This window comes from Lysinibacillus alkalisoli, assembly GCF_014643595.1.
Lineage (GTDB): Bacteria > Bacillota > Bacilli > Bacillales_A > Planococcaceae > Metalysinibacillus > Metalysinibacillus alkalisoli.
This window is the reverse complement of the sequence record NZ_BMJT01000005.1, coordinates 214510-232446: the sequence shown is the minus strand read 5'-3', so window position 1 is coordinate 232446 and position 17937 is coordinate 214510. Positions and strand designations below refer to the sequence as shown.

General features: G+C 36.6%; 15 protein-coding genes. 4 read left to right on the top strand and 11 right to left on the bottom strand.

Annotated features, from left to right (window positions below; translation table 11 throughout):
• Window positions 1-3 precede the first annotated feature (3 nt).
• The 6 genes from IEW44_RS09310 to IEW44_RS09285 form a co-directional block, all read right to left on the bottom strand.
• Window positions 4-921, bottom strand: a complete 918-nt coding sequence (locus tag IEW44_RS09310; RefSeq protein WP_188614773.1) for an ABC transporter permease — start codon at window positions 919-921, stop codon at window positions 4-6.
• Between the two features lie 35 nt (window positions 922-956).
• Window positions 957-2492, bottom strand: coding sequence for an ABC transporter substrate-binding protein (locus IEW44_RS09305; RefSeq protein WP_188614772.1), 1536 nt, complete (start codon window positions 2490-2492; stop codon window positions 957-959).
• Between the two features lie 3 nt (window positions 2493-2495).
• A complete protein-coding gene (locus tag IEW44_RS09300; RefSeq protein ID WP_188614771.1) occupies window positions 2496-2936 on the bottom strand; it encodes a MarR family winged helix-turn-helix transcriptional regulator in 441 nt (146 codons plus the stop codon).
• 369 nt (window positions 2937-3305) lie between these two features.
• Window positions 3306-4661: an MATE family efflux transporter gene (locus IEW44_RS09295; protein WP_229704207.1), complete on the bottom strand. Its 1356-nt coding sequence runs from the start codon at window positions 4659-4661 to the stop codon at window positions 3306-3308.
• 123 nt (window positions 4662-4784) lie between these two features.
• Complete coding sequence (locus IEW44_RS09290; RefSeq protein ID WP_188614770.1) at window positions 4785-6080, bottom strand: acetamidase/formamidase family protein; 1296 nt, start codon at window positions 6078-6080, stop codon at window positions 4785-4787.
• A gap of 146 nt (window positions 6081-6226) precedes the next feature.
• Window positions 6227-7720: a peptide MFS transporter gene (locus tag IEW44_RS09285; protein WP_188614769.1), complete on the bottom strand. Its 1494-nt coding sequence runs from the start codon at window positions 7718-7720 to the stop codon at window positions 6227-6229.
• 495 nt (window positions 7721-8215) lie between these two features.
• Between IEW44_RS09285 and IEW44_RS09280 the strand changes: the two genes are divergently transcribed.
• Window positions 8216-8800, top strand: a complete 585-nt coding sequence (locus IEW44_RS09280) for a Cap15 family cyclic dinucleotide receptor domain-containing protein (RefSeq protein WP_188614768.1) — start codon at window positions 8216-8218, stop codon at window positions 8798-8800.
• Between the two features lie 33 nt (window positions 8801-8833).
• Here IEW44_RS09280 and IEW44_RS09275 read toward each other — a convergent pair whose 3' ends face one another.
• Window positions 8834-10153 carry an S-layer homology domain-containing protein gene (locus tag IEW44_RS09275; protein ID WP_188614767.1) on the bottom strand — a complete coding sequence of 440 codons (1320 nt, stop codon included), beginning with the start codon at window positions 10151-10153 and terminating at the stop codon, window positions 8834-8836.
• Window positions 10154-10414: 261 nt separating this feature from the next.
• Here IEW44_RS09275 and IEW44_RS09270 point away from each other — a divergent pair, with 261 nt between their 5' ends.
• Genes IEW44_RS09270 through IEW44_RS09260 form a run of 3 tightly spaced genes read left to right on the top strand, consistent with a single transcriptional unit; the run spans window position 10415 to window position 13424 of the window.
• Window positions 10415-11125 (top strand): response regulator transcription factor, encoded by a 711-nt coding sequence (locus IEW44_RS09270; RefSeq protein ID WP_188614766.1) that lies wholly within the window; start codon window positions 10415-10417, stop codon window positions 11123-11125.
• Window positions 11125-12297 carry a sensor histidine kinase gene (locus IEW44_RS09265; RefSeq protein WP_188614765.1) on the top strand — a complete coding sequence of 391 codons (1173 nt, stop codon included), beginning with the start codon at window positions 11125-11127 and terminating at the stop codon, window positions 12295-12297. Before IEW44_RS09270 ends, IEW44_RS09265 begins: the two co-directional genes overlap by 1 nt.
• Window positions 12298-12308: 11 nt before the next feature.
• Window positions 12309-13424 (top strand): DUF418 domain-containing protein, encoded by a 1116-nt coding sequence (locus IEW44_RS09260; protein ID WP_188614764.1) that lies wholly within the window; start codon window positions 12309-12311, stop codon window positions 13422-13424.
• A 107-nt stretch (window positions 13425-13531) separates the two neighbouring features.
• Here the strand turns inward: IEW44_RS09260 and sufB are convergent, their stop codons facing one another.
• Genes sufB through sufD form a run of 4 tightly spaced genes read right to left on the bottom strand, consistent with a single transcriptional unit; the run spans window position 13532 to window position 17932 of the window.
• The gene (gene sufB, locus IEW44_RS09255; RefSeq protein ID WP_188614763.1) at window positions 13532-14929 is read right to left on the bottom strand and encodes a Fe-S cluster assembly protein SufB; all 1398 of its coding nucleotides are present in this window, start codon (window positions 14927-14929) and stop codon (window positions 13532-13534) included.
• A gap of 42 nt (window positions 14930-14971) precedes the next feature.
• Complete coding sequence (sufU, locus tag IEW44_RS09250) at window positions 14972-15406, bottom strand: Fe-S cluster assembly sulfur transfer protein SufU (protein ID WP_188614762.1); 435 nt, start codon at window positions 15404-15406, stop codon at window positions 14972-14974.
• The gene (locus tag IEW44_RS09245) at window positions 15396-16628 is read right to left on the bottom strand and encodes a cysteine desulfurase (protein ID WP_308421636.1); all 1233 of its coding nucleotides are present in this window, start codon (window positions 16626-16628) and stop codon (window positions 15396-15398) included. The genes sufU and IEW44_RS09245 overlap by 11 nt, the downstream gene beginning before the upstream one ends.
• Window positions 16628-17932 (bottom strand): Fe-S cluster assembly protein SufD, encoded by a 1305-nt coding sequence (sufD, locus tag IEW44_RS09240; protein WP_188614761.1) that lies wholly within the window; start codon window positions 17930-17932, stop codon window positions 16628-16630. The genes IEW44_RS09245 and sufD overlap by 1 nt, the downstream gene beginning before the upstream one ends.
• Between the last annotated feature and the right edge of the window lie 5 nt (window positions 17933-17937).

Genomic DNA, 17937 nt, shown 5'->3' with positions numbered 1-17937 from the left:
CACCTACTTCACTCGTATTTGTGGATTAACATAGGCATAAACAATGTCTGCAATGAAATTAATCATGGCATAAATAAATGCAATGATAAATACACCCGCCATCACAATAGGGAAATCACGATTTAATAATGATTGCATTAATAAGCGACCAATGCCTGGCCATGCAAAGATCATTTCGACAACAACAGCGCCACCTAAAAGTGTGCCTAGATCTAATGCCACTAACGTAATAATTGGAATAAGCGAATTTTTCAAAGCATATTTTGAAACTAAACTAAAAGTTGTTGCGCCTGATGCTTTAGCTGTACGAATATAATCCATTCGTAACACATCTAACATGGTGGAGCGAGTAAATCTTGTAAACCTAGCAATACTATAGGTAGCCAATGTTAAACTTGGCAGTAGTAAATGAATGGGGCTGCCACTACCTCCCGATGGCAACCAGTTCATTTGAACAGCAAAGAAGTAGATCAATAACAAACCTAGCCAAAAGCTTGGCATAGCTTGTCCTACGATCGTGACACCTACAGCAAATTTATCAAAAACCGAATTTTTCTTGTAGGCAGCCAAGACACCCACAGGTATTGCAACTACTAAAGCAATAATAAGAGAAGCTATGGCTAATTGTACAGTTGCAGGTAAACGCTCTAATACCATCGTTAATGCATCTTCATTCGTTTTTAATGAAGTGCCAAAATCACCCTTCACAGCATTACCCATAAATTCGCCATATTGCTCATACAACGGGCGGTTAAAACCTAATACTTCGCGATACTCCTCAATCTGCTCACGGGAAGTATCTGGTGGCAAAAATAAGGCCACCGGATCTCCTGATAAACGTATGAGGAAAAATACGACTGTCAATGCTAAAAATACCACAATAACAACTTGCGCTAAGCGTTTAATAACAAAATCAAGCATATCATCCCTCCATATGTGCTATGACTTGTGTTACATTACTTCCATGACATATAAAAGGCACTAATTTCTTCGTCTACACGTGGTTTAAAGTTTAAATCTTTCTTTACTGCATATAAGTCTGCTTGTTGCCATAATGGTACCCATGACGCTTGTTCTACTAAAGTATGTTGTAGCTCGTTATAACCTTCGCGGCGTTCGTCGTCATCAAACGTCTCTACTGTTTTAAAGATTTTAGCTTGTACTGCTTCATCATAAAAACCGCTATATGGCGCTTCTTTTGTAAATAAATCAACAACCGTTGACTGTGGTTCAAATGCTGGGCCCCATCCTAAGATATACATATCTCCCATCTCTCGATTACGTATTTTCTCTAAATGTGTGCCCCACTCATTCACTTTAACGTCTACTTTAATACCTACACGTTGTAATTGAGCAGCAATCCCTTGAGCAATTTGTACATCCATAGGATAACGACCGCTCGGTGTATCTAATGTTAATATAATGTCTTCCGGCTTATAGCCTGCTTCTTTTAAGAGCGCAACGGCTTTTTCTTCGTTATAGCCATAGTCTTTTGTTTCTGTATAATTCATATTCAACTGCGATAATGGACCTGTCATTTTTGTACCATGTCCGTTTAATACGCTTTCTAATAACTCATCTACATTTACAGCATAATTGATGGCTTGACGTACTTTAACATCTTGCAATGGGCCATCGTAAAATGTGTTTAAAGCTAAATAGTTAATACGAGAAGAGGCTACTTCTTCAATTTTTGCGTTATCTCCTGCCTTTACTTTCTCTACCGAATCTACAGGAACATTTTTAAATAAATCAATTTCACCACTTAAAAATGTTGATAAACGAGAACTAAATTCTGGAATGTAACGGAACTCTATAGCTTTAATCTTAGGTGCACCTTGCCAATAATCATCAAATGCTACAAGTTTTAAGTAATTATCTCGTGACCATTCTTCAAACTTATAAGCACCTGTTCCTATAGGCTTTTTACCTGCCTCTTCATTACCAACTTCTTTTACATAGCTTGGCTCCATAATTAATAAGTCAACAGTAATGCGTTCAATCAAGCCTGGGAAAGGCTCTTTCGTTGTAATCTCTACTTCTGTATCAGATAATACTTTTACTTCTTTAATATTCTCCCAACGCGAGCGATAAAATGAATTATTTTTCTCATCTAACATATAATCAATACTAAATTTCACAGCTTCTGCATTAAACATTTTGTCATTGTGGAATTTCACATTATCTTTCAACTTAATACGCCATGTATGCTCGTCCACAGACGCCCAACTCTCAGCCAACACTGGGATATATTCGCCCGTATCTGCATCACGTCCAATTAACGGGTCATAAATATTACGAATTTGTGCATCTGTCGCATAGTTTACATCTGTATTTGCCATTAATGTACCTGCATCCGCTTCAAAACCAATAATGACTTTATCTTTACTTTCCCCTTGTGGCGCTGTGTCTCCTCCGCTTTCAGATGTCCCTTTTGTACACCCTACTAATGCCATTACCATTAAAACTAAAAGAACGGCTAATTTTTTCATACCTTAATCCCCTTCGATTTTAATATTTTTTTGAAGAATCTCCTCAATTTGTGACATTGCTTGTAGTAGCTTTTTCATCTCATCTTCTGGAATAGGCTTAATTACTTGATCAACAACGTTGCTCGCTCTCGCTAACAACTGATTCAAAACTTCTTCCCCTAAAAACGTTAAATGCAAAATATGCATACGTTTGTCTTCCTCTGCTATGCTTTTTCCTAGTAGTTTCTTGTTTGTCAGCTTTTTAATCACTTTACTTATTGTACTTTTATCCAAATCGAAATATTCAGTTAAATAAGCTGCTGTACATCTCTCCTTATTTTTGATTTCGTATAATACCATCGCTTCCGTAGCTGTGTATTCACTCTTATCTTTAAAAATCCCCATAACTCTTGTGTAAAAACGGTTAAATTGTTTAATCTGATTAATGTGTTGTTGATTTGTCATAAAGCATCCCTTTCGATTTATAAAGTTTAATTTAATGCAAACTAGTTGAAATCGTCAACTAGTTTTTTTATAAAATAAATACTAATCTTAATTTTCTGAATAGTATTATTTTCTTACCTATAATGATATTTACTTATTCTTCTAAAGGTATTACTGCATTATATTCATTTTAGTTGAATAATTCAACTATTGATATTATTGAAATATATCAAATAAAAAATTTTATTTTCACTCACCAACTTTGTTATATTTCGCTATTTTTTTACTTTTTTATATCCTTAATACTTGATTTTTACAATTATTATTAAAATAAAAAAAGAGATACTTACATCGTTATCTCTTTTCCATTTATTAGGTCTAATATTATATTTATTTTGTGCCTTTTGTTTTATCTGGCTCAACTAATGCATAACGCTCCCATACACGTGACTTCCAGCGCCATGTCATCATGATAGCTCTAATCCATTCATCCACACTAATGGCTAACCATATACCAACTAAGCCTAAATCTAGGATAAAAACAAAGTAATAGCCTAATGGCAAACTAATACCCAACATAGAAATGACAGCCATCATAACAGGAAATCTTGCATCACCGGATGCCCTTAACGAAGCAATAATGGTAATATTCATTGTTCTACCTGTCTCAAGAATAATAGCGAGCGCTAATACACTGGCGCCAATTTCTATGATCTCTTCGTTTGTTGTAAAAAAGCGCATAAATGGATAACGGTATGTTGTCACAATCACTACAGCAACTAAGGTAAATACCACGGCATAACGCACGCTACGCCACAAAGTTTTATATGCTTGATCTTTATTACCTGCACCGACGAGACGCCCTACTAATATAGCTGTACTCATGCCAATCGCGATAGCAAATAAGTACGTAAACATTGAAATGTTCATGGCATATTGTCTAGCTGCTAGTGAAGTGGCCCCTACGTATGTAACATAGTAAACAAAAACAATTTGACAACCTTGATAAATGACTTGCTCAAAGGCAGCTGGTATCCCTACTTGTAAAATTTTCTTAATATACACTTGATGCCATGTAAAATAATCGCGCCACTCCATGCGATCATCTAATAAACGATACAGTAAAATAAAGAATACGATTAAGGCTAACCCTCGACTTGTAACAGAAGAAATTGCTGCACCTGTTACACCTAACTTTGGCGCACCTAAATTACCAAAAATTAAAATATAATTTAATGCTACGTGAAAAACATTCATACCTAGCGACACAAACATCGTTTCTTTAGTGTATCCATATACGCGTATTATGGCTGCAATGGCATTAATCACACCTTGTAAAAATATAGCGCCCCCCACAATGGCTAAATAAGTGGTGGCATGCGCCAATACCTCTCCTTGTAAATTCATAAAAGTCATCATGTATTTACTAAATAGAATAAAGATAATGCTAATGCCTATTCCATTAATCGTGTTGAGTGTGATAGCTAATGCCGCGATTTTAGTTGCTTCCTTGTATCGCTTACTGCCAATATATTGGCTCACAACAACACTTGCGCCAATACCTACTACTTCTAATACAAGAATAGCAATTTGCACATATTGATTAGCCGCTCCTACACCTGCTACTGCATCATCCGATACTCGACTCAACATAATGGTGTCTGCAATCCCCATCAACATAAATAAAAAGATTTCTAAAAATATAGGCCATGTTAATGAAAATAGTTTAAGTTCTTTCTTATGCAAGTCATCCCCTTCTTTCTGTTTAACAGAATGATTATAATAATTTCTCACTTCATACACAATACACAAAATAAAAACATATGCATCAAGTGTGAGCTTGACCCATATGTTTAAGGTGAAACAATATTATAGTAAATAATGTGTTTTAACGATTTGTCCTAGTTTCTTAGCTTCTAAATAACGCACTGGTGCTAAGAAGGTTACCGTTACAACACCAGGATGACGCCCAATCTCAATCGAACCATTAATCGTAGCACGATTTTTAATTTCAGGTACAGTCACATCAAAAAATGTTGCAGCTCTTTCTAATCCGTTGTCTGTCGCTATATTTAAGTTTGCGCCTGTACCAATAAAGGAGATCGGTAACATATCTTCAACTTGTGTCACGTTACTGCTATCTACTAGTTGTTTAGCAATCTCCAATTCTTCTTTCGTAAAGGGCTTTGCTAAATAAGGTAAATCTTCTGCGACAGGCAGTAAGAGAGGGCCTTGTATTGTAACGTCTTTTAATACGTCAACACGCAATTTTACAATACCTGCAACATCTGTTGTATGCCCTGCTATCTCACCATCACCTTGCATCGCATGCATATCACCTAAATATACCCCGCCACCCTCAACTTTAACAGGGCAAATTAAAATCGCACCTTCTCGCACACGATTAATATCCATATGGCCATCTGTACGATCTTCTAATTGTGCTTCTGTCATAGCATAATCATGAGGCGCATTTATTAACGCTTGTCCAAAATCACCTGCATTATGTGAATCAGGGAATGCACGAGCTGGAGTTGTACCTAATTGTCCTAAAAAAGGACGTAAACGAGCCAATGTGCCTGGCATATCACTTGGTGCTAAATGTACAATAGGATTTTGAATGGCGTTTTCAGGCGTTGCCATAAAGTAACGCGCCTTTTTCGCTACTTCCTTAGCTTGTTTTTTAGGTAATGTAATGCCTAACTTACGTTTAGAATCGAATGCCATCGTATAGGCATGTGTTAATGTAAAAGGCATGATTGGCGTATCACATTTTTTACAACGTATTGCCTCTTCTCCAACGCCTTTTACCACTGTTTCAGGATTTACCTCATCACACTTTGGACATTTAGCTGCTACAAAGGGGTCGCCATTAAAATAACCTTCTATTGGCTCATCATTACCTGATGCTGTTACCATAGATGTCACACCGATGGATTCAATATAAATCGCAATAGCATCCCCCACCTCTGCCCCTTCTACATACACAGGTTTCGTTACTTCATGGCCACCTTTCAAAGCAGGTGTAATCATTGGCCCCCAACAACCAGGTGCTGTATTTGCAATAATATGCCCCCCATCCTTAACGACATATTGCATTTTTTCATTTGGGTCGAGTATTCCGTTAGTAAATTCATTTACATAAACTGTTTGTAATGCTTTCATATGCTGTCCACCCCTTTTTATTAATTATCGTAAGTGTAACGATAATTGCATTAAGTTTCAAAGATATTGTGCTACAAAAGCTGATAACAAAGCATTCTTATAATAAAAAAGCGATATATCCCTCAATTGGAATACATCGCTTGTTATTATTGTACGCCTTGCATTAATCGTTCTACCACTTTTGAGAACATTAATAATACTAAACTTAATAGGACCGCAATCCCACCTAAAATACCAAAGTACATGGCTTCATTACCTGGATTGTAAAAACGAACAATCTGTGCGTTTAAAGCCTGAGCCGCTGCATTTGATAAGAACCATAAGCTCATCGTTTGTGCTGAGAAAGCTTTTGGTGCTAATTTTGTTGTAGCTGATAAGCCAACAGGTGATAACATCAATTCTCCAATAACAGCAAATAAGAAACATAATGTTAACCAAATAGGGCTTACTAGTTCATTTGGTCCTGATGTTAAAGCTGGTACTAACATAATTAAGAATGAGAAACCAGCAAACATTAAACCAAATGCGAATTTTTTAGGTGTTGATGGTTGACGACTGCCAAGCTTCATCCACAATAGTGCGAATAATGGCGCTAGTGTGATAACAAATAAGGCAGGTAAAGACTGGAACCATGCAGGATTAATGGTAAAACCAAAAATATCAAGGTTTGTACGTTTATCTGCATATTCAGCTAATGTTGTTGAACTTTGCTCATAAATCGCCCAGAACACTACAGCTGTAATAAATAGAGGAATATACGCTAATAAGCGAGATTGCTCTACTTTATCTGTCTTAGGGCTACGATACATCACAATGAAGTAAATTGTTGGAATAACAATACCTAATAAACTCACTAACATAATAAAGCTATTGATTGTTAACCAACCAAATTTAATACTGATGAAGCCTAATACAAGAAGTACAATTGCCCCGATGGTAAAGTATTTTGTGTATGCTTTCTTTTCGGTTGCAGAAAGTGGGTTTTGAGGTTCTAAACCTGCTAATGCTAAATTCTTTTTAGCTGTCACCCAGTACACAATTAAACCAATAAACATACCAACAGCAGCCGTACCAAAACCAACATGATAATTATAAGAAGTACTCAATGCACCAACGATTAATGGTGAAATGAACGCCCCTAAGTTGATCCCCATATAGAATAAACTAAAGCCTGAGTCACGACGCATATCTTGTGGGCTGTACATATCCCCTACAACACTTGATGCGTTTGGTTTTAATAAACCTGTACCAATAATAATTAAAGCCATTGAGACAAAGAGTGCCGTAGCTCCCATTGGTAATGCTAAGACAATATGACCGAACATAATCAAAATACCACCATAGAATATGGACTTTTGCTTACCTAAAATTCGATCAGCTAACCAACCACCAATAATCCCTGACATATAAACGAGTGATCCATAAATAGCTAAAACAGACTTAGCTGTACCATTATCAATCCCTAAACCACCGTCTTTAACTGAAGTATACATATAGTAAAGTAAAATAGCTCGCATACCATAGTAAGAGAAACGCTCCCAGAATTCTGTAAAGAATAATGTCATAAGACCTCTAGGGTGTCCAAAGAAACCTTTTTGGGGTACCGATTGTACAATTTCTTCTTCTGTATATTTCGACATAATGGCTCCCTCCTTTTCTTCTTTTTATCTATTATTCTTAAAACGATTAATCTATGTTTCATTTTAAGATGTTTTTATTATATTACAATCGCCACTAACTGATAAGTACTTTCAATGTAATCTTAAAATTAATAACTTTCTGACATTAATTTTATTGCTAAAAACATACATAATTTGCTTTTTAAATGTTATTTTTATGTATCCTTTGAGCAGACGCTTTATTCTTTTTCATTTTATTGCTATAAGAACTATCTTTAATTTTATGTTTGAAAACGCTTTATTTATAGGTTTTTTCTAAATGTTTTTATTGTAATAAAACATTCTATTTCACTACTCTATTTCAATTTACAATTAAATACATAGCAAAAAAGTACAATATTATTTTTTGCTATGTATTTATAAAATTATTTTTAACGAAATATTCAGGTTTTTCAAATCGGTTATTTTTTAGCAATATTTATGCAAAACATGTAAAATAACGATGAGGTGAATGCCATGCATGAGTACAGTATTGATGCAAAAAGAAATAAAATTTTATTTTATTTATCGTTATTAGCGATTGCTACAGCTAGTTTATTTAGTGCGTTATTAAAACAATTACCCTTTTCTCCCATTACTATTCCTATTACGTCATTTACTATTTTTTTATTATTTACGCGTATTTTTGCGCTTGTTTTATGGAAAAAACAAGGGTTGCATAAAATCGGGTTAGTGAAAACACCTCATTTAAGCGGGCAATGGCAAGGTACACGCATCGAAGAGAAAACCGGTGAAACTTATCCGGTCACGCTGCATATTAAACAAAACTGGAATAAAATACGCTTTGAATATCATGAACGTACATATATTGCGGTAAGCTATGCTACAGCTATGCAAACTAATTTTCCGTTAGGTACACGTGTCAGTATCGCTTTTCAAATCTTTGAAAGTCAAAACGCTGCATTGCCTGTGAAACGTAACGATGGTTTTATTGACCTCATTGTCAAAGACAATAAAAAAGAAATGCAAGGGCAGTTTTATACAAACCCTCACACTTCTTCTCACTATGGTCTCATCACACTTACTAAAATAGAGGATTAGACCACTTTTGTATTGCATAAACTAAACATCTGCCTATTTTAAATGCTTGTTAGTATTGTGCTGCATTAAAATAGTAACAGCTTTAGTTATCATTTTTGCTGCATGTGCACGTGTTACTGTTGCTGATGGTTGATATTGATTGTTATTGCCTTCAGCAATGCCTAATTCGGCTAACATAGCTACAGCCTCTTTTACTTCTTGTGATGTATTTGTTAAGTCCGTAAAGGGGGCTGGCTGCTGAGCTTTATAAACGTTACCTGTAAGAGCGGTATAACTACGATGAATCATTAAAGCAAACTGGCTTCTCGTAACGTTATCATTTGGTCTAAACTTGCCTTCTTTACCTTGAACAATCCCCGCTCCATAAACAGCATGAATCATGTGCTGTGTTTCAGGCGCAAGTTGTTGAATATCCGTAAACGGGGCTGTTGATGTCGCCTTTACTTGTAAGGCACGCGCAAGAATAATAGCGGTTTGAGCACGTGTTAACCCTTTATTCGGACGATACGTACCATCATCATATCCTTTAATTAACCCTAATGTTGCAGCTTGTTCAATGTATGGCTTAGCCCAGTGTGAAGCAATATCATTGAAACGCTGATTGTTATTTGTCATGGCTTCTAACATGTGTTGAGCAACTAACTCATAACCTGCTTCACTTAAATGGACATTTTCAGGGTTTGGCAAGTAATTGGGATAATTTGAGGCAATTTGCTCATTAACAGGCACAAATACAGCAGATGTGCCTTGTAAAGCTTGTTGCACTACAACATCCATTTGTTCAATCATTGGCTCGATTTGCGGCTTAATCGACTCGACATAAGGGAACGGATTATAATAACCCATTACGTAAATTTGTGCGTCAGGATTAATACGTTCAATCTCTTGAACAATCGCTTTGATGTTAATCGTCATTTGTTGAATGGTTTGCATAACCTGTGGTAATGCCTCATTTGGAATCCCTTTACTCATGTCTACTTGTAAGTGACGTAATGTCTCAAATAAATCATTAGCCCCTACACTAAGAGTAACCATTTGAGATTGTCCTAATGTTGTTGTAATGCTTTGTTTTGTTCCTGTCACATCTTGCACAAGATCTGCTAAAACTTGTGAGGATGTGTAGCCTGAATGAGCAAATTCTTTTGTGAAGGTATTAAGTGTACCTTCTTGTTGTAAAAATGCGGCAATAAAGTCTGCATAACCTTTACCTATTTTGCCTTGTTCGTTCATACCCTCTGCTAACGAATCACCTAAAGCGGTATAGTTAATGTCTCGCTCTGTTGCTTGTACTGTCGGGGCGATGACTAATAATACTACTAATGTCATCATCCATAATAGCCATTGCTTTTTCATTATTTACTCCTCCTTATCTATACTTGCTTATTGTAAAGGATACATAGCTGTCTCACTATTGAGGAATGTTAATTCTCCTATATAAACAGCTCGAATATTCTGGTTTTTATTGTTTTTTTTGTGACACTTCTTTTACATACATATGGAGATTTTGATGGCGATAATTTTATATACTTCATAATCATTAGGTTTTCGCCATACATTCCTTCATTCTCTTTCTATGCTATTAACTATAAACTTTTAATGAATGGAGTTTTTATCATGTCTGCAACCATTTATATTGCCGAAGATGACCAATCAATCAGAGAAGTACTCGTTTCATTTTTAACTGCTGCTCACTATCATGTACAAGCGTTTACAAATGGTGATGATTTATGGCAAGCTTTCCAGCGACAAACTTGTGACCTTGTTATTTTAGATATTATGATGCCAGGTACTGATGGACTAACTATTTGTGAGCGTATTCGAGACAAATCAACAGTGCCGATTATTATATTGACTGCTAAAGAGAGTGAACTTGATTTTGTACGTGGGATTACATTGGGAAGCGATGATTATTTAACAAAACCTTTTCGTCCTACAATTTTATTAATGCGTGTTAAAGCTTTACTACGACGTGTAGAAATGGAGCAAGCTGCTTCTAAACAAACGAGACTAGCCCAATCTATACAGACTTTTGACCTTATTTATGATGCAGAAGCAATGGTTGTATTATGCCAACAGCAGCCGATTACGTTAACGATGACCGAATTGCAAGTGCTTGTCTACTTTATGCAACATGCGAATAAGGCGATTCATCGTGAAACATTATTACAAGAAGTCTGGGGCTTTACAGCTGAAGTAGAGACACGTGTAACAGATGAGACCATTCGACGAATACGTAAAAAATTATTAGCAGTGAACAGCACCGCTTCGATTTCTTCTATTTGGGGCTTTGGTTATAAACTAATCGCTAGAGGAAGTGAGGCATAGTGAAAAGACAAATTGTGCTCGGTATACTCTCATTGCTTTTTTTAGCGCTTGTCTCCTTCATTATTGTGTTTAATTTTGCTATGACAAACTTTATTGAACATGAGGCAAAAAAAGCTTTACAAGAAGAAATTATATTTTTCCAAACGGCTACTGATGAGGATATTGATATAGAAGAAACACGCTCCATGCAAGTAAATACACTGTTTTTAGAAGAGGATATGTTGTCATTTCCCTATTATACAGAGCGAGAAAAACGCCTTATCCAATACATGCAACAACAGCCTTTATTAGATGACGATATTATCTCCACAACAATACATGGTGAAAAATTTTACCTTGCACAAATTACAGTTGCTCAGGATCTTATACCAACGAGCGAAAATATTGTATTATATGTGAATGTTTCTGCCTTAACAACACTTGCTAAAACACTTAACATCATCTTTTTGACTGTATTAATCATCTTTACCGCATTGGCTATTCTTGTCGGCATCTATTTAGGCAAAAAAATTGAAAATGCGGAAGAAAAAACACAGCAATTCTTTCAAAATATCTCACATGAATTACAAACGCCCATCATGGCAATCCAAGGTTATGCTGAGGGGATTGAAACGGATATTTTGCCAAATCATCCACAAGCGGCACAAGTCATTATGAAAGAAAGTCAAAATATGTCGGAGTTAATTGAAGAATTATTATTTTTAGCTAAGTTAAATAGTGGGCAGCTACAATTAAATCAGGAGCGTGTAGATGTTAATGAGTTAGTATTTGATGTACTGCGTTCATTAGAATGGTTAACGAAAAAAAACAACATCCATATTCGTATGAACGCTGCTATAAAATCACCTGTTATTATTGGAGATGAAAAGCAATTATATAAAGCACTATCTAATTTATTACGCAATGCATTAACTTATGCATATCACCAAATTTTTATTGACATTCAAACCTCCATACAACATGTACAAATTATCGTTTCAGATGACGGCGATGGCATCGCAGCTAAAGATTTACCTCATATTTTTGAGCGCTTTTATAAAGGAGCTAAAGGTAATATGGGGATTGGTTTGGCTTTAACTAAAGAGATTGTTGAGCTTCATAATGGCGAACTCCTTGCGAAAAACACAAAAAGCGGTGGTGCTAGTTTTACCATGATACTACCTGCATCTTAAGGAGTTAATATATGGATCGATTTACTACATTAGATATTGCGCGCGGTGTAGCTATTTTAGGCACATTAGGCACAAATATTTGGATTTTTACAATGTCCATGGATAACACATGGATTTCACAAGCTTTTACAATCCTAACGAATGGAAAATTTCTTGGACTACTGACGTTAATGTTTGGTATTGGTATGCAACTCAAGTACAATAGTTTACAAAAACGAGGCTTGCCTTGGTATCGTATTTATTGGTGGTCCATGCTGATTTTATTTGTTGATGGTTTATTACATTTTATTTTTGTCTTTGAATTTGATGTGTTAATGAGTTACTCTCTCGTAGGGATTTTAGCGTCAATCATTATTACACGGTCAAAGAAATGCATCATCATTGTATTATTATTAGCATTAAGCATTCATGTATATGGACAACTTGGCGGCTCTACCTTCTTTTCTTCTGATGATGCTATTTATGATGAACTACATAACGAGCGTGAATTCACAGAAGAAGAGTTACTAAGATTCCGTGATGATACTTTTATGACAGATACTACACCTTACTGGGCACAAGTGCAATTGCGATTAGAATACTTTTGGGAAAATCGAAGCGAAGCCATTATGATTCTTCCTATGAATTTAGCTTTATTTTTATTAGGTGCCTTACTTGTACAATCTGGCTTGATTGGCAATGATCAAAAAGCAAGAAGGATACAAAGAAGATTATTATTTGTAGGGTTATTTATTGGTATCCCATTACTAATTGCTTCACAATTTATTGATGAGCTTGCCAGGCTAGACCGTTACGTGATTGCTCCCTTTGTTTCTATTTTTTATTTAGGCGTCATCTTCATTTGGAGTCGCACCTCATTTGCTAAACATTTGCAAAAAGGGCTTAGTAATGTTGGTAAAATGGCTTTAACTTGTTATATTGGGCAAAATATAATAGCTTCTATTTTATTTTATAGTTGGGGCATTGGTTTAGCACCATTAGCGCATGACTATTTAACAGCAATAGCTTGGCTTAGTATTAGCACTTTCTTAATCATCGGCTCTAGTATTTGGCTCCGCTTCTTTAAACGTGGCCCTATCGAAAGCCTATGGAAAAAAATTGAGTTTCTCGTTTATCCTAAAGCTTAACAATAATAAATATAAAAGTATGTTACTACTGATGATAAATCCCACTCCCTCTTAAGCCACATACCAAAAAAGCACCCAAAACAATGTTTTGGGTGCTTTGAAACTGATTAACCGATTGAACCTTCCATCTCGTAGTTGATTAGGCGGTTCATTTCGACAGCGTATTCCATTGGTAGTTCTTTTGTGAATGGTTCAATGAAGCCCATTACGATCATTTCGGTAGCTTCTTGCTCTGAAATACCTCGGCTCATTAAATAGAATAATTGCTCTTCTGAAACTTTTGAAACTTTTGCTTCGTGCTCTAATGACACGTCATCGTTTAAAATTTCGTTGTACGGAATCGTATCAGAAGTTGACTCGTTATCCATAATCAATGTATCACACTCAATGTTTGCACGTGCACCTTTTGCTTTAGGGCCAAAGCGTACGATACCACGATAAGAAACTTTACCACCATGGTGTGAGATTGATTTTGATACGATTGTTGAAGATGTATTTGGTGCTAAGTGAATCATTTTAGCGCCTGCATCTTGATGTTGACCATTGCCTGCAAGTGCAATTGAAAGTGTCATACCGCGTGCGCCTTCACCTTTTAAAATACATGCAGGATATTTCATTGTTAATTTAGAGCCAATGTTACCATCAACCCATTCCATCGTACCATTCTCTTCAACTACTGTACGTTTTGTAACAAGATTATATACGTTGTTCGCCCAGTTTTGAATCGTTGTATAACGGCAGTAGGCATCCTTTTTAACGATAATTTCTACTACTGCTGAGTGCAGTGAGTTTGTTGTATATACTGGTGCTGTACAGCCCTCTACATAGTGAACACTTGCACCTTCATCTACAATAATTAACGTACGCTCAAATTGCCCCATATTTTCCGAGTTAATACGGAAGTAGGCTTGTAAAGGTGTCTCTACTTTAACACCTGGTGGTACATAAATAAATGAGCCACCTGACCATACAGCTGAGTTTAGTGCAGCAAACTTATTATCTGTAGAAGGAATAACGGTACCCCAATACTGCTTGAAGATATCTTCATTTTCACGAAGTGCTGAGTCAGTATCTTTGAAGACGATACCCATATCCTCTAAATCTTCTTTCATGTTATGATAAACAACTTCAGACTCATATTGTGCAGAAACACCTGCAAGGTATTTTTGTTCTGCTTCTGGAATACCTAATTTATCAAATGTAGCTTTGATTTCTTCAGGTACTTCATCCCATGAACGCTGTGTAGCTTCTGATGGCTTTACGTAATACGTAATTTCATCAAAGTCTAGGGAATTTAAATCGCCACCCCACTGTGGCATAGGTTTTGCATAGAATGTTTCTAACGCTTTTAAGCGATAGTTTAACATCCACTCTGGCTCTTCTTTCATGTTAGAAATCTCACGGACAATTTCTTCAGTAAGCCCACGTTTTGAACGGAATACTGACACGTCCTTATCATGGAATCCATACTTGTAATCGCCTATATCAGGCATTTGTTTAGCCATTGTTTCTCCTCCGTCCATTTAGAAAGTGCGAATGCAGTATTATTACTCTGCTTTAACTCCTTTTTCCATTGCTTTCCAAGCTAAGGTAGCACATTTAATACGTGCAGGAAATTTCGCTACCCCTTGCAATGCTTCAACATCACCAAGGTCATATTTATCTTCATCAAACTCTTCACCTAGCATCATCTTTGAAAAGATATCTGCTAGTTCTTCCGCTTCTTCAACCGTCTTACCTTTAACAATTTGTGTCATCATAGAAGCTGATGACATAGAGATTGAACATCCCTCGCCATCAAACTTGGCATCTTTAACGATACCATCTTCTACTTGCAAAGTTAAATGAATACGGTCACCACATGTTGGATTATTCATATCTATCGTTACGGCGCCCTCATCAATCTCGCCTTTATTACGTGGATTTTTGTAGTGATCCATAATAACCGAACGATACAATTGGTCTAAATTATTAAAAGACATCGTTAAAATACTCCTTCGCTACACGCAGGCCTTTAACTAACGCGTCAATATCTTCTTCATTATTGTATAAATAGAAACTTGCTCGTGCTGTTGCTGTAACATCTAACCATTTCATTAATGGTTGTGCACAGTGGTGCCCTGCTCTAACAGCAATGCCATTCATATCTAAAACCGTCGCAACGTCATGTGGATGCACATCATCTAAGTTAAATGTCACAAGCCCACAACGTTTCATTTCGTCTTGTGGTCCAAATATCGTTAAGCCATCAATTGTAGCTAATTCATCCATGGCATAACGAGCTAATTGGTGTTCATGTTGTGCAATGTTATCAAGCCCGATTTCTTCTAAGAAGTCAATAGCTGCACCTAAACCGATGGCACCAGCGATAATTGGTGTGCCCCCTTCAAACTTCCAAGGGAGCTCTTTCCATGTTGACTCATATAAACCTACAAAGTCAATCATCTCACCGCCAAATTCTACTGGCTCCATATTCTCGAGTAAAGTTTGTTTACCATAAAGAACACCAATGCCTGTTGGTGCACACATTTTATGGCCTGAAAATGCAAGGAAATCACAATCTAAATCCTGTACATCAATCACTAAGTGTGGCGCTGTTTGTGCAGCATCCACAACCATAATAGCACCATTTTCATGCGCAATCTTCGTTACTTCTTTAATTGGATTAATGGTACCTAGCACATTAGATACCATCATCATTGAAACAATTTTGGTTTTAGCAGTAATGGTAGCGCGTACTTTCTCTAAAGAAATCGTACCATCGGCTTCTAAATCAATATATTTTAATACAGCGCCTTTTTCCTTAGCCAATTGTTGCCATGGAATAATGTTAGAATGGTGCTCCATATATGTGATGACAATCTCGTCACCCTCTTGAATATTTTGGCGACCATAACCAGATGCCACTGTATTTAAAGCTGTTGTTGTCCCGCGCATAAAAATAATTTCTTTTGTGGATGCCGCATTGATAAATTTACGTACTTTATCACGTGCTCCTTCATAATCATCTGTAGCACGATTACCTAATGTGTGTACGCCACGGTGAACATTAGCATTATTTGTTTTATAATAATGCTCGATGGCTTCTATTACTTGTCTTGGCTTTTGTGCTGTAGCTGCACTATCCAAATAGACAAGTGGATGTCCATTAATTTCTTGGTCAAGAATAGGGAAATAGCTTCGTATCTCTTTATGATTCAACATTAGCGCACTTTCCTTTCAATAACCTCCGTCAGCTGCTTTTTAACGCCTTCAATTGGCAGTTGTGTTACAACTGGCGCAAGGAATCCATGAATAACTAAACGTTCTGCTTCTTCTTTTGTAATACCACGGCTCATTAAATAATAAAGCTGTAGGGGGTCTACGCGACCAACTGAAGCTGCGTGACCTGCTGTTACATCATCTTCATCGATTAATAAAATCGGGTTAGCATCACCACGTGCTTTTTCAGAAAGCATTAATACACGTGACTCTTGTTGTGCATCTGCACGTGTTGCACCGTGCTCAATTTTACCAATACCGTTAAAGATGGATTGTGCACTTTCTTTCATTACACCATGCTTTAAAATATGCCCTGCAGAATCTTTACCCCAGTGGCGTACTTCCGTTGTAAAGTTTTGCTTTTGTTCTCCGCGGCCCACTACTACCATCTTCGTTTCACCGTTAGAGTTGTCCCCTACAAGATGTGTAATGTTTTCTGCAATTGTATTTGAATCGTTCATTAAACCTAATGCCCAGTCCATTTTACCATCACGTTTAACATGTGCACGACGGTTAACATATGTGTTAAAGCCTTTTGCTAAAACGTCTACAGCACCATAAGTTACTTGTGCGTTGTCGCCTACTATTACTTCTGCGATAATGTTGGCTTGACCTTTAGCTTCTTCTACTGTTGATACGTAGTTTTCAACATACGTTACAGCTGCGCTTTCTTCAGCTACAACTAATACATGGTTAAATAATGATGCTTGATCATTATCGTGTAAAAACACAGCTTGAAGTGGCTGCTCAACAACGACATTACGTGGCACATACACAAATACGCCGCCATTTAATAATGCTGTATGAAGAGCTGTTAATTTATGCTCATCTACTTTTACTGCTTCTCTCATATAATATTTTTGTACTAAATCACTATGCTCGCGAACTGCGGTAAAAATATCTGTAAAAATAACACCTTGGTCTACTAGACGTTGAGAGACTTTAATAAATGCTGGTGTGTTATTACGTTGTACATAAACGTTTTCTTGATTGTCATCAATTAACGCGGAAATATCTTCTGGTAATTCACTTACAGCGGCTACTGCTTCGCTATCTACTGTCCATGTTGGGAAAGTCGTGAAGTCCCATTTAGAAATATTGGTTTTATCTGGTGTTGGCATTGCTAAGTCAGCTGCTTGTGCGAACGCCGATTCACGTAACGTAGTAAACCATGTTGGCTCGCTATTTGCTTCAGAGAACGAGCGCACATCGTTTGCTGTTACAGCTAATTTCGTTTCAACTGTCATGCTCT